The organism is Amaricoccus sp. W119 (assembly GCF_047275745.1).
GTDB lineage: Bacteria > Pseudomonadota > Alphaproteobacteria > Rhodobacterales > Rhodobacteraceae > Amaricoccus.
Map to the genome: position 1 here is coordinate 1 of NZ_JBKQWU010000080.1, position 10,795 is coordinate 10,795.

General features: G+C 66.7%; 13 protein-coding genes and 3 pseudogenes. 12 read left to right on the plus strand and 4 right to left on the minus strand.

All coding sequences use genetic code 11. The annotated features are described in order from the left end of the window. Positions 1-335 precede the first annotated feature (335 nt). Positions 336-629: pseudogene (locus tag ACLJK8_RS20335) on the minus strand (transposase); the annotation flags it as partial. Between the two features lie 52 nt (positions 630-681). Here ACLJK8_RS20335 and ACLJK8_RS20340 point away from each other — a divergent pair. From ACLJK8_RS20340 to ACLJK8_RS20375, 8 genes and pseudogenes are all read left to right on the plus strand, one after another. Next, positions 682-915 (plus strand): DUF2382 domain-containing protein, encoded by a 234-nt coding sequence (locus tag ACLJK8_RS20340; protein ID WP_413152189.1) that lies wholly within the window; start codon positions 682-684, stop codon positions 913-915. Next, a pseudogene (locus tag ACLJK8_RS20345) lies at positions 909-1,040 on the plus strand (hypothetical protein); the annotation flags it as partial. The gene ACLJK8_RS20340 and the pseudogene ACLJK8_RS20345, both read left to right, overlap by 7 nt. Positions 1,041-1,211: 171 nt before the next feature. Continuing rightward, entirely contained in the window at positions 1,212-2,051 is an 840-nt protein-coding gene (locus ACLJK8_RS20350; RefSeq protein WP_413152201.1) for a YsnF/AvaK domain-containing protein, read from the plus strand. Positions 2,052-2,179: 128 nt separating this feature from the next. After that, positions 2,180-2,455 carry a hypothetical protein gene (locus tag ACLJK8_RS20355; RefSeq protein WP_413152190.1) on the plus strand — a complete coding sequence of 92 codons (276 nt, stop codon included), beginning with the start codon at positions 2,180-2,182 and terminating at the stop codon, positions 2,453-2,455. Positions 2,456-2,640: 185 nt separating this feature from the next. Then, on the plus strand, positions 2,641-3,528 hold the full coding sequence (locus ACLJK8_RS20360) for a PhnA-like protein (RefSeq protein WP_413152191.1): 888 nt from the start codon (positions 2,641-2,643) through the stop codon (positions 3,526-3,528). A gap of 2 nt (positions 3,529-3,530) precedes the next feature. Continuing rightward, positions 3,531-3,950, plus strand: a complete 420-nt coding sequence (locus ACLJK8_RS20365; protein WP_413152192.1) for a YsnF/AvaK domain-containing protein — start codon at positions 3,531-3,533, stop codon at positions 3,948-3,950. 194 nt (positions 3,951-4,144) lie between these two features. Beyond that, positions 4,145-4,279 (plus strand): hypothetical protein, encoded by a 135-nt coding sequence (locus ACLJK8_RS20370; protein WP_413152193.1) that lies wholly within the window; start codon positions 4,145-4,147, stop codon positions 4,277-4,279. 57 nt (positions 4,280-4,336) lie between these two features. After that, positions 4,337-4,834 (plus strand): annotated as a pseudogene (locus ACLJK8_RS20375) (transposase); the annotation flags it as partial. 160 nt (positions 4,835-4,994) lie between these two features. On the opposite strand, the gene ACLJK8_RS20380 reads toward ACLJK8_RS20375, so the two are convergent. Genes ACLJK8_RS20380 through mobQ form a run of 3 tightly spaced genes read right to left on the minus strand, consistent with a single transcriptional unit; the run spans position 4,995 to position 6,902 of the window. Then, complete coding sequence (locus ACLJK8_RS20380) at positions 4,995-5,309, minus strand: HigA family addiction module antitoxin (protein ID WP_413152194.1); 315 nt, start codon at positions 5,307-5,309, stop codon at positions 4,995-4,997. A gap of 15 nt (positions 5,310-5,324) precedes the next feature. Further along, a complete protein-coding gene (locus ACLJK8_RS20385) occupies positions 5,325-5,615 on the minus strand; it encodes a type II toxin-antitoxin system RelE/ParE family toxin (RefSeq protein ID WP_413152195.1) in 291 nt (96 codons plus the stop codon). Between the two features lie 60 nt (positions 5,616-5,675). Further along, complete coding sequence (mobQ, locus tag ACLJK8_RS20390; RefSeq protein ID WP_413152196.1) at positions 5,676-6,902, minus strand: MobQ family relaxase; 1,227 nt, start codon at positions 6,900-6,902, stop codon at positions 5,676-5,678. Positions 6,903-6,950: 48 nt separating this feature from the next. On the opposite strand from mobQ, the gene ACLJK8_RS20395 reads away from it, so the two are divergent. From ACLJK8_RS20395 to ACLJK8_RS20410, 4 genes are all read left to right on the plus strand, one after another. Further along, positions 6,951-7,145, plus strand: a complete 195-nt coding sequence (locus ACLJK8_RS20395) for a hypothetical protein (RefSeq protein ID WP_413152197.1) — start codon at positions 6,951-6,953, stop codon at positions 7,143-7,145. Between the two features lie 561 nt (positions 7,146-7,706). Then, positions 7,707-8,108 carry a mobilization protein gene (locus tag ACLJK8_RS20400; protein ID WP_413152198.1) on the plus strand — a complete coding sequence of 134 codons (402 nt, stop codon included), beginning with the start codon at positions 7,707-7,709 and terminating at the stop codon, positions 8,106-8,108. Positions 8,109-8,114: 6 nt separating this feature from the next. Beyond that, the gene (locus ACLJK8_RS20405) at positions 8,115-9,914 is read left to right on the plus strand and encodes a type IV secretory system conjugative DNA transfer family protein (protein WP_413152199.1); all 1,800 of its coding nucleotides are present in this window, start codon (positions 8,115-8,117) and stop codon (positions 9,912-9,914) included. After that, the gene (locus ACLJK8_RS20410) at positions 9,911-10,363 is read left to right on the plus strand and encodes a hypothetical protein (RefSeq protein ID WP_413152200.1); all 453 of its coding nucleotides are present in this window, start codon (positions 9,911-9,913) and stop codon (positions 10,361-10,363) included. Before ACLJK8_RS20405 ends, ACLJK8_RS20410 begins: the two co-directional genes overlap by 4 nt. The last annotated feature ends 432 nt before the right edge of the window (positions 10,364-10,795 follow it).

The following is a 10,795-nucleotide window of genomic DNA, read 5'->3' on the forward strand; positions in this document are numbered from 1 at the left end:
CGAATGGCCAGACCGAGGGCCAGATCACCAAGCTCAAGCTCGTCAAGCGCCAGATGTACGGCCGCGCAAAGCTCGACCTCCTCAGGGCTCGGCTGCTCGGTGCCGCGTGATAAGCCGGAGATGCACCGAGATTGAGTCAGAGCCAACATTCCACGCCGATCCACACACATGGCGGCTTGACCCCGGACGCCGTTCGCCAAGACCCCGCGGCCGGCCGTCTCCGCCGCCTCAGCCGCTCCACCGGCCGGCCGCTACCGTCGGCCACAGAGACCCGATATCAAACCCAAGGGCTCTCACAATGATCGAGGGACCGGAGGGGAGCAGGTCACGACATCTTGCCAGGCCGCATCGAAGACCCGCGCAATGGCGGCCTTGAGGCCGGTATGGGCGTCGGAGATCACCAGCTTCAAGCCCTGTAGCCCGCGGCGCACCTGGTCCCTGCGCAGGAACTCGGTCCAAAAGGTCTCCGCCTCCGAGGGTCCGACGCACAAGCCGATGATCTCGCGCCGTCCGTCGGTGTCGACCGCCATGGCGATTATGGCGGCGACGGACACGATCCTCTCACCCTGGCGCACCTTGAGGTAGGTCGCATCGAGCCAGAGGTAGGGCCAGTCGCCGGCGATCGGCCGATCCGTCAGCTGCGGCAGGGAACCAAGCCTAAACCACGCACGTTAAGCGGCCATGTCCGAGGAAACCAGACGGCCAGACGAACAGGTGCTGCCAGTCGTGGAGGAAACCCTCACGATCGGCCGTCGCGCTGTGACCACTGGGGTCGTGCGCGTCAGCACGGTGACCGAGGCGGTTGATGCGGTTCTGGATGCCGTTGTTGCAACCAGCGAGGTCGAGGTGACTCGCGTTTCCGGTGGGACGCGAAGTCGAAACGATGCCGGAGATTCCGGAACGAGGGGGACGTGATGATCGTTCCTGTCGTTGAGGAAGTGCCGATAATCGTAACCCGATTGATGCTTCGGGAAGAGATCCACATCAAGCGGCGCCACGGGGAAAAGACCCTGCAGGTGCCAGTTCAGCTGCTGAAGCAGCGGGCCGAGATAACGCGCGAGGGGCGCACAACACAAGGGGACCTGAATATGGCCGACAGCACGTACACTTCGGGCGCTCGAACCCTGACTGCCTTCTTCGACTCGCAAGCGGATGCCGAGGAGGCAGTGGCACGACTCCGGGCACTGGGACTGGGCGACACCTCAGTCCGGATGACTGGCGGCGGAGAATACGAGGGCCGCGCCTATTCGGACACCGACCGCGGGTTCTGGGACAGCATCTCCGACTTCTTCTTTCCGGCCGAGGACCAGGCGACCTATGCCGAAGGCCTGCGCCGTGGCGGCTATCTCGTCACGGTGAGCAGCATCCCCGAGAGTCAGTACGACCAGGTTCTGGACATTCTAGATGACGAAGGTTCGGTCGACATCGACGAACGTGCCGAGTCCTGGCGCTCGGAAGGCTGGAGCGGCGCGTCGGGGGTGACGGGCGGCGTGGCCGATGCCTCGGATATCGGGTCGCTGAGCGAGTCCACGCGCGAGGCCTGCAGCGGCGCAACGAGCAGCATGGCCAGTGACGCGAGCCGGACCTCGGAGCTCGGCGACGACGAGGTGATCCCTGTCGTTCAGGAGCAGCTCCGGGTCGGCAAGCGCGACGTCAACCTCGGCCGGGTCCGCGTACGGTCCTATGTGGTCGAGCAGCCGGTAAAGGAAGACGTGACCCTGCGCGAGGAGCGGGTCGAGATCGAGCGTCGGCCGGTTGACCGCGCGCTGGGCGCGACCGATGCGGCCTTCACGGACCGCACCATCGAGGCTGAAGAGCGTGCCGAGGAAGTCGTGGTGTCGAAGGACGCCCGCGTGGTGGAGGAAATCGCCCTGCGTCGCCAGGCCGAGGAGCGTACCGAAACCGTATCGGACACCGTTCGGCGCACGGAGGTCGAGGTGGAGGATGATCGCACCGCCGGAACCTCCAGGACCACCACCGCGCGGACGACGGGGCTGTCGGAAGATATTGAATCGAGCACCGGGCTCTCCGGAGACGTCAACAAGCGCTAAGCTCCTGCAAGGAAACGGCGGCCGCTTATATAGGCCGCCGAAATCCACAACTAGGCCGCCTGCCCCTCATGCGCAGGCGGCCTTAACCTGAAAGGATCACCATTATGGCACGAGGCGCCTTTCCTTCGATGACTGCTCTACTCGGCCTCCTGGCTGTGGCGGGCTACCAGAACCGCGACAAGCTTTCCGAGATGCTGGGCAACCGGAGCGAGAGGGCGAGCCCGGAAAGCCTGGCGGGCGGCGGGGGTCTTGGCGAGGCCCTGGGTGGATTGCTTAGCGGCCAGGGCGGTGCGAGCAGTGGCGGCGGCCTCGGCGGCCTCCTCGCAGGGCTCGGCGCGGCAGCGGGAGCGGAGCGGGCGGCGGCCTTCTCGGGGGTCTCCTCGGTGGCGGCCTCGGCCAGATGAACGACCGCTTTCGCCAGGCTGGCCACGGCGACCGAGCAGCGCTTTGTCCAACCTGATCTGGAACAGCATACCTCGCTGAAGGTTTACCCTGTGACCGAGATCACACTCGAGGAGCCGCCTCGGTCCCATCCATGTTTTGCGTCGCCTCCTGCGGGAGGCCCTTTGCTGAAAAGGCGTTCATCTCAATGGCCAACCTCTCCGATCCAGCACCGACCGCGCAGGAAGACGCACACACCATCATGCTCAATCGCGTCTCCTGGGGCGCAATTTTCGCTGGTGTCGTGGTCGGCCTCGTCGTCCAGGTTCTGCTCACCATGCTCGGCGTCGGAATCGGCGCTGCGACGATGGATCCCGCGTCGAACGGCTCTCCGGCTGCTTCCAGCTTCTCCGTAGCCTCTGGCATTTGGTATGTGGTCTCCGGGATTATAGCAGCCTACGTTGGCGGCTACATCGCCGCGCGCATGTCTGGCAAGACGGTCGCCACTACCGGCGCCCTGCATGGCCTGACCACCTGGGCTTTCACCACGCTTCTCGTTCTCTACCTCCTCACCTCTACGGTAGGCAGCATCGTCGGCGGCACCTTCAGCGGCGTCGCCAGCGCGGTCGGCGGGATTGGCCAGACGGTGGCCCAGACTGCCGCCCCGATGCTTCAGGACGCAAACCCGCTTGATGCCCTGGAGAACCAGGTCCGCGCCACCGGCAACGACCCGGAGGCGCTGAACGCCGCGGCAACGAACGCCGTTCGCGCCCTGGTCACCGGCGACGAGGCCGGCGCAGACCAGGCCCGGCAGCAGGCGGCGCAGGCTTTGGCCAACGCGCGCGGCATCCCGCTCGACCAGGCGCAGCAGCAGGTCTCCCAGATGGAAGAGCAATACCGGCAGACTGTGGATCAGGCAAAGCAGACCGCGACGGAAGCGGCCGATCAGGCTGCGTCGGTCGTCTCGACGGGTGCACTCCTTGCCTTCGTGGCTCTGCTGCTGGGCGCGATTGCCGGCTGGCTCGGCGGGCGTTCGGGAGTCGTGCATCCCGTCTTTGCGGATCGTGTGGTTCCGACGCGTCGTCCTCTGGTCTGACCATGTCAGAGGACGACAGAACCACGATCATCCCGCTGGTGGAAGAAACCGCAACCGTAAGCGTGCAGGACGCGGTAATCGGCCGTGTTCGTGTGAGTACCACCACTGAGACAATCGAGGAGGTGGTACGCCAGAACCTTCGCACGATGAGCGCGGCGGTCGTCAGAAAGCCGATCAATCGTACGCTCGATCAAGGCGAAGCGCCGCCCGGTCCAAGGACGGAAGGCGATGTGATGATCGTCCCGATTTTCGAGGAAATCCTGATCGTCGAAAAACGGCTCGTCCTCAGAGAGGAGCTGCACATCACGCAGCATCTGACCACCGAGAGGGTGGAAGTACCGATGGAACTGCGAAGGCAACAGGCAAGGGTTGAACGCCTGCCTGCGGATGACGCCTCTATCCCAGGAGTGACAGATGTCTGATCTTACAACGACGAGCGGTTCCGAATACGTCGCCGCCTTTTTTTGACGACGAGGCGGATGCAAAAGCCGCTGTCGACCGCATCGGCGGAGGGGATTCCGCGTGACCAGGTTCGGATCGTGGCGGGAGCCTCTGCCGGCGGGGCGGACTATCAATCGAGCCGCGCCAGAAGGGCTTCTTCGAAGCGCTTGCGGACATGTTCATGCCGGAGGACGACCGCTACGCCTACGCCGAGGGCCTGAGCCGAGGTGGTTTCCTAGTGTCGCTCTACACCAGCCAGGAGAACCGTGACTGGATCCTCGATATCCTCGACGACGAGGGTATGACGTGACCCCTTGTCTCTCCTCCAGGCGCAGCTGGAATCCGGACCGAGGAAGAGGGACCGGAGATGAAGCGAAGCAGGTTCAGCGAGGAGCAGATCATCGGGGTGCTGCGCGAGCATGACGCGGGCGCGGTGGTGGCCGAGCTTTGCCGCAAGCACGGCATGTCGTCGGCGACGTTCTATGCCTGGAAGGCGAAGTACGGCGGGATGGACGTCTCCGAGGCGAGGCGGCTGAAGGCGCTCGAGGAAGAGAACGCGAAGCTGAAGCGGCTCTATGCCGACGCGATGCTCGACAATGCCGGGCTGAAGGAGCTGCTGGCAAAAAAATGGTGACGCCCGCCGCCAGGCGGGAAGCGGTCGCACACCTCAGGGAGAGTCTCGAGGTGAGCGAGCGGCGGGCGTGCACGATGATCACCGCGGACCGGAGCGTGGTCCGCTACCGGAGCCGGCGGCCGGACGACGCGGAGCTTGCGCGGCCGCTTGCGGGAGCTCGCCGACCAGCGTCGGCGCTTCGGCTATCGCCGCCTGCACGTGCTCTTGCGCGGCGAGGGCTGGTCGGTGAATTGATTGAAACTCCCCCATCGACCATCGATCTGATGACATCGATTAGGTCTTCCTTCGACATGAGTTCCAATGCGGCGTCCGGAAGCACTACGTTTTTACCAGACCCGCTCATGCACGATAATTCCTTCTTGATGATCGTAATAAGCCCTTCATGATTTAATCAGAGTGGCTGTTTCGGCTGGTCAACGGCGCCGGCCGGCCGGGTCGGCAGAGCAGCGATCTCGTCGCCGGCGGCTTTCTCGGCTACGCGGATATCGTAGGCGCTCTGAAGGTTGAGCCAGAACTGGGCGCTGGTTCCAAACCAGTGCCCCAGACGCAGGGCCGTGTCGCCCGTTATGTTCCGCTGGCCCCGAATGATCTGCGTGACGCGGTTGGGCGGTACATTGATCTGACGGGACAGCTCGGTCGCACTCACACCAAGCTCGGTCAGTTCGTCGGCGAGGATCTCGCCAGGGTGAATGGCAGGACGGGCCATCCTGATGCTCCTTTCCTAGTGATAGTCCACAATTTCGACGTTCGACGGCCCGGCGGCGTCATGGGGCCACTCGAAACAGATCCGCCACTGCATGTTGATGCGGATTGAGTATTGCCCTGCCCTGTCCGCCTTCAGCGCCTCCAGCCGATTGCTGGGCAGCTGCCCTAACTCGGCAAGACTGATGGCGGCATCAAGGATTTCGAGGCGCTTCCAAGCCTGTCGATCGAAGCCTTGGAACTCCCGGACGAACTGGCCATCGGCGAAAGCGGCTGTCCGTTTGTCCCTGTAGCTCAGAATCATAGCCATCAGATAGCGGTCTATTACGATTTACGTCAAGAGTAAATTGTTCTTGTTATGTTCCGAAGCTTATCTTTCCCATCCCTCGTCACGCTCTCGCCGAACCTTGCGAGAGGGTTTTGCCGAAGGCTGTCGCGTGGTGTCGTGCAGTTTGCGGTCGGGCGTTGGCGGGCTAGGGGCTCTCTCCGGCGCTTCCTTCTCGCGCTCGGCTTCCTGCTCTCGCGCGCGCCCCAGCGCGGCGTCGAGCCTAGTACGAACATCATCCGATTTCGGATTGTCAGCCCCCGCGCCCGGGCGCTCCGCGTCGCGCCCGAGCATCCGTCTGAGCCTGTCACCAACGCCCTCGCCCGCCTCCGGCACCTCGCGCTGCTTCTCCAGCGCCGCCCGCATGGCAGCGAGCCCCGCGCTGACCCGATCCTGCCCCTCGCTGCGCGCGGCACCCCAGGCCTCCCGCGCCGCCTCGACCCGCTCGCGCAGCTCCTCGCGGAGCGCGGCGAACACCCGCCGCGCCTCCCGCGCCTCCTGCACCGCCCGCCCGCGATCGGTGACGGGCTCATAGGTCCGCCCCCCCGCCTCGGCCTCCCGCGCCGCCCGCCGCTCCATGGCGTTGACCGCCGGTCCGAGCTTCACCTCCGGCGCGCGGGTCAGCTCCTCGGCCGCCACCAGGTCGCCCCGCTCCTCCGCCGCCTCGCGCTGCGCCTCGAGGCTGCGGTGGTCGACCCTGTCCTCGACCCCCACCCGCTCCAGCGCCTCGTTCTGCAACCCGGCCCATACCCCGCGCATCGCCTCGATCTCCGGCCCGCCGGTCTGGGCGGCGTCGAGCACGCGGGTCTTCTTGCCGAAGCCGTCCTCGCCGACCACCCGGGTGGTGGTGAGCACGTGCGCATGGTGGTTGCGCTCGTCGCCCTCGCGATGCGGCGCATGGATCGCCACGTCGGCCGCGACGCCGTAGCGCTCGACCAGCGCCCGGGCGAAGGCGCCGGCGATCTCGCGCCGGGCCTCGACGCCGATCTCCGCCGGCAGCGCCAGTTCCCACTCCCGCGCCACCACGGCGTTGGAGCGCACCTCCGCCGCCTCGGCCGCGTTCCACAGCGCCGCGCGATCCCGCGCCCAGTCCGGCGCTCCCTCGGGCGCCAAGATGAAGGCACCCTCGATGCCCTGCTTGCGGGAGTAGTCATGCACGCGACCCTCGCGCTCGCAGGCGATGACGCCACCCGAGCGATAGGCGGCGGCGGCCGTCGCCGATCGCCCGGCGCTGCGCTTCACCGTCTTCACCGCGAGATGGTAGCTTGCCATCAGGCGGCCGGACCATCTCGGCCCGCACCGCCACCAGGAGACGGCGCTATGAAGACGAAAGCCAGGCGACTGGACGAGCTTCCCGATCTCACCGAGGAACAGCGCGAGAGGCTCGCGCGCGTCGCGACGATGAGCGACGCGGAGATCGACACCGGCGACATCCCGGAGCTAACGGAAGCACAGCTCGCGGAGATGGAGCGCGGCCGCCTCTCGCGGATCAACGCGATGCTGCGCAGGCGCTGAGCCTCCGACGCCGACAACGCCACCCGCGCGCCGCACCCGGTCAGGCGCGCGGCGGCCGCCTGCCCTTCTTGCCGATCCGGCCGACGCACCCCATGACGCAGGGAGGCCGGATCGGCAGGCGTCGGGGAGTGGGTGCCCTGGCACCCCGACCGGCGCCTTGGAGCGCGGGGCTTGCCGCTTTGTCCGGGCACGGAGGCGCACAGCGCCAATCGGAGGCCGGGCAATGCGGCAAACCACGCGCGACCGACGCGATCCAACCGCGCAGGTTGGCCCTGGGAGGTCCAGGAGGCGCGGGGAGCGGCCTCCTGATTCGTCGCGACCTGTCGCGGCGGATCGGGGAGCCGTCGGCGGGGGCGTTGCCCCCGGGAGACCGCACGCAATTTGGAGCCGTAGGCGGAAAATTGCATAAGTGCGCCCTTCACCCTTTCCAGGGTCACGGGTAGTCGCTAGACCCAGTCCTCGCAAGAGCCATTGAACGTTCGCCTTTCCCCCACGTCGCAAGGCGGGGAACGGAGCCGGCTTGGCTCCTGGCAGCGCAGTGCAGACCACGAGGACGACACCATGGCGGAAACCGAGCTCGAACGCGCCGAGAAGCGCTTCGCCCAGGCGAGGGCGAGACTTCAGGCGCTGCGGAACCGGGAAGCGACGAAGCAGCGCAAGCTCGACACCCGGCGCAAGGTCATCCTCGGTGGAGCGCTGGTCGACCTGGCCGCCCGCGACGACAGTGCCGCCGCCATGCTCGACCGGCTGATCCGCAATCTCGCCCGCGAGCAGGACCGTTCGGCCTTCGCCGGTTGGGACTGGCGCGAGGCCGGAAGCGGCGACGCGGGAACGACCGGTGCTGCGGGTGCCGATGGCGATGCTGGGGCCGAGGACGCCTCGGCACCGGCGCAGCCAGTCGCCGGGATCGTCTCGCCCGCAGGGTCCGCCTCCCCTGCCCTCCCGGCCTCCACCCGGAGCTGATCGCCCATGACCACGCTCGTGCGCGGCGCCCGCTGGGTCGCCGCTGCCTGCCTCTTCGTCGTCGGCGCGCCGATCGCGCTGCTGATGCTGGTCTTCTACCTCGGCGCCGCCGTGGTGGCCGGGCTGTTCCTCTCGGTCTTCTTCGTGATGATCCTCGCCGGGGTCGTCGGCCCGGTCTCGAACCCGGTGCAGTGGCTGGTGGCGATCCCCACCGTCGCCGGCTGCGCTATCCTCGGGCTCTGGTTCTGGAGCGAGAAGCTCGGCGTCCGCGGACTGTTCCGCAGGGGTGCCGGCGACACCCACGGCTCCGCCCGGCTGGCGACCCCGAAGGAGATCGCGGCGAACCTTGCCGTCGGCGTCGAGGAGGACGGCCTGCTGATCGGCCGCGACCCGAAGACGAAGAAGCTCCTCGGCTACCACGGTCCGGCACACCTGCTCACGCTCGCCCCGACCCGCGCCGGCAAGGGCGTCGGCACGGTGATCCCGAACCTGCTGCTCTCGGGACGCTCGATGCTAGTGGTCGACCCCAAGGGCGAGAACGTCCGCGTCGCCGGCGCGATGCGCGCCGACTATGGCCCGACCTTTGTCCTCGACCCCTTCGGCGTCACCGGCATGCCGGGCGCCAGCTACAACCCGCTCGACCGGATGACCGCCGACAGCCTCGACCTCGGTGAGGACGCGAGCACCCTCGCCGCCGCCCTCGTCATCGACCCGCCCGGCCAGAGCGGCGAAGCCCACTGGAACGAGGAGGCCCGCGCCTTGATCGCCGGCCTGGCGCTGTTCTGCGTCGTCCACGAGGAGACAGACCGCCGGCACCTCGGCACGGTGCGGGAATATCTCACCCTGCCGCCCGAGCGCTTCCGCGAGCTGCTCGGGCTCATGCAGGAGAGCCGGGGCGCCAGCGGCTTGATCGCCCGCGCCGCGAACCGCTTCCTCGGCAAGGCTGACCGCGAGGCCGCCGGCGTCCTCTCCGGCGCGCAGCGCCACACCCACTTCCTCGACAGCCCGAGGATCGTCGCGAGCCTCGACCGCTCCGACTTCCGCTTCGCCGATCTCCGCCACCAGCTGACCACGGTCTTCCTGGTGCTACCGCCGAACCGCATGGACGCCTACAGCCGCTGGCTGCGGCTCCTGGTCTCCGAGGCCCTGCAGGACATCGCCCGCGACGCGGAGGCCGTCAGCGGCCCGGAGACGACCTCTCAGGCCCATGTAGCCCTAGAGAGCGCACAGGAGGCCGCTGAAGCGCCCCACGCGCCCACGGAGCCCCTGACGGCCGCCAGCGCCTCCCCTGCCCTCTCCGCGCCTCTGGCGCGCCCTGGCGCCAGCCCACGGCTGCAGACGCCAACGCTGTTCCTGCTCGACGAGTTCGCGGCCCTTGGCCGTCTGGAGGCGGTGGAGCGAGCGATGGGGCTGATGGCGGGCTACGGGCTGCAGCTCTGGCCGATCCTGCAGGACCTGAGCCAGCTCCGCGACCTCTACGGCACCCGCGCCAACACCTTCGTGGCGAACGCGGGCGTGCTGCAGGTGTTTGGGGTCAACGACGTCGAGACGGCGCGCTGGCTGAGCCAGGCGCTCGGCAAGGCAACGATTGGCTATGAGACAGCCACCCACCGGCCCGGAGACATGCCGTCGACGTCCGAGCACGTCACGGGGCGCGAGTTGATGACCCCGGACGAGATCATGCAGCTGCCGCAGAGCCACCAGCTCCTGCGCGTGCAGGGCATGCCGCCGGTGCTGGCCCAGAAGCTGCGTTACTACGCCGATTCCGAGTTCAGGGATCTGTTCCTGCCGGAGGCCGGGCGATGAGCGGAACGCTGAAACCACCCCCTGCCCCGTTCGATGCAAGGCAGTTCGCGGACACCCTCGACACGATGGGGCTGCTGGTAGCGAGCCTGTCGGATCGCATCGACGCCCAGGGTCGGATGCTGGAGCAGGTGCTGAAGACCGCGACCGAGGCGAGGGCTGCGGCTTTCGCCGCCGAGAAGGCGACGGACTGGAAGCGCAACGGTGATCTGATCAACGAGGGGATCGTCCGGGGAAACCGGCGGGTCGAGATCTTGGCGACGATGGCCCAGGGTCAGCAGGAAGCCATGGACCGGGTGCTGAGGGAGATGCGACCCTTCATCGCCATCACCACCCCGAGGGAGCTGGAGCGTCGCGAGAAGTTGGAGCGTTTACGACGCTGGATGCCGCTTATGCTGGCTGGAGCGTTCGTGTTGGGCGGTGTGCTGGCGCGGATTTTGATTGAGATATGATCGGCGCTTTGAATGCCACCCGCGGCATCGGCCCTCAGTCAGACGGTCGCTTCCGGTCTGCGCCGGAGGGATATGGTTAAAGAGTTATTTGAATCAGTTAAAAGAGTTAAGGCTGTCTGAGTGGCAGATTCCGCGAGGCTTTTGAATTGCTTATTTGGCGGCTGCGTTCCTGAAAGGCCGTGAGTTTGTTCCCGATAGGCCGTTGTGGTCGTTCCCGATAGGCCGTGACATTGTTCCTGATAGGCCGTTGGATCAAAAGTTATTCACAGCCCTGCGCTCGGGTAATTCGGAAAGCAAAGGAGATCAGGCACTTCCGAGTGGTCTGCCCCCTGAAAAGTGGTCCTCCCTGAGGTAGGCTTTTGAGCCTTTGGAGGATGCCAGGAATGCCGCGCAGAAAGCACAAGCCCGAGGAGATTGTCGCGAAGCTGAGGC

Coding starts and splice junctions, on each gene's coding strand:
- ACLJK8_RS20340 (WP_413152189.1), top strand. CDS start 682: ATGTCCGAGGAAACCAGACGGCCAGACGAACAGGTGCTGCCAGTCGTG.
- ACLJK8_RS20350 (WP_413152201.1), top strand. CDS start 1,212: ATGACTGGCGGCGGAGAATACGAGGGCCGCGCCTATTCGGACACCGAC.
- ACLJK8_RS20355 (WP_413152190.1), top strand. CDS start 2,180: ATGACTGCTCTACTCGGCCTCCTGGCTGTGGCGGGCTACCAGAACCGC.
- ACLJK8_RS20360 (WP_413152191.1), top strand. CDS start 2,641: ATGGCCAACCTCTCCGATCCAGCACCGACCGCGCAGGAAGACGCACAC.
- ACLJK8_RS20365 (WP_413152192.1), top strand. CDS start 3,531: ATGTCAGAGGACGACAGAACCACGATCATCCCGCTGGTGGAAGAAACC.
- ACLJK8_RS20370 (WP_413152193.1), top strand. CDS start 4,145: ATGTTCATGCCGGAGGACGACCGCTACGCCTACGCCGAGGGCCTGAGC.
- ACLJK8_RS20380 (WP_413152194.1), bottom strand. CDS start 5,309: ATGGCCCGTCCTGCCATTCACCCTGGCGAGATCCTCGCCGACGAACTG.
- ACLJK8_RS20385 (WP_413152195.1), bottom strand. CDS start 5,615: ATGGCTATGATTCTGAGCTACAGGGACAAACGGACAGCCGCTTTCGCC.
- mobQ (WP_413152196.1), bottom strand. CDS start 6,902: ATGGCAAGCTACCATCTCGCGGTGAAGACGGTGAAGCGCAGCGCCGGG.
- ACLJK8_RS20395 (WP_413152197.1), top strand. CDS start 6,951: ATGAAGACGAAAGCCAGGCGACTGGACGAGCTTCCCGATCTCACCGAG.
- ACLJK8_RS20400 (WP_413152198.1), top strand. CDS start 7,707: ATGGCGGAAACCGAGCTCGAACGCGCCGAGAAGCGCTTCGCCCAGGCG.
- ACLJK8_RS20405 (WP_413152199.1), top strand. CDS start 8,115: ATGACCACGCTCGTGCGCGGCGCCCGCTGGGTCGCCGCTGCCTGCCTC.
- ACLJK8_RS20410 (WP_413152200.1), top strand. CDS start 9,911: ATGAGCGGAACGCTGAAACCACCCCCTGCCCCGTTCGATGCAAGGCAG.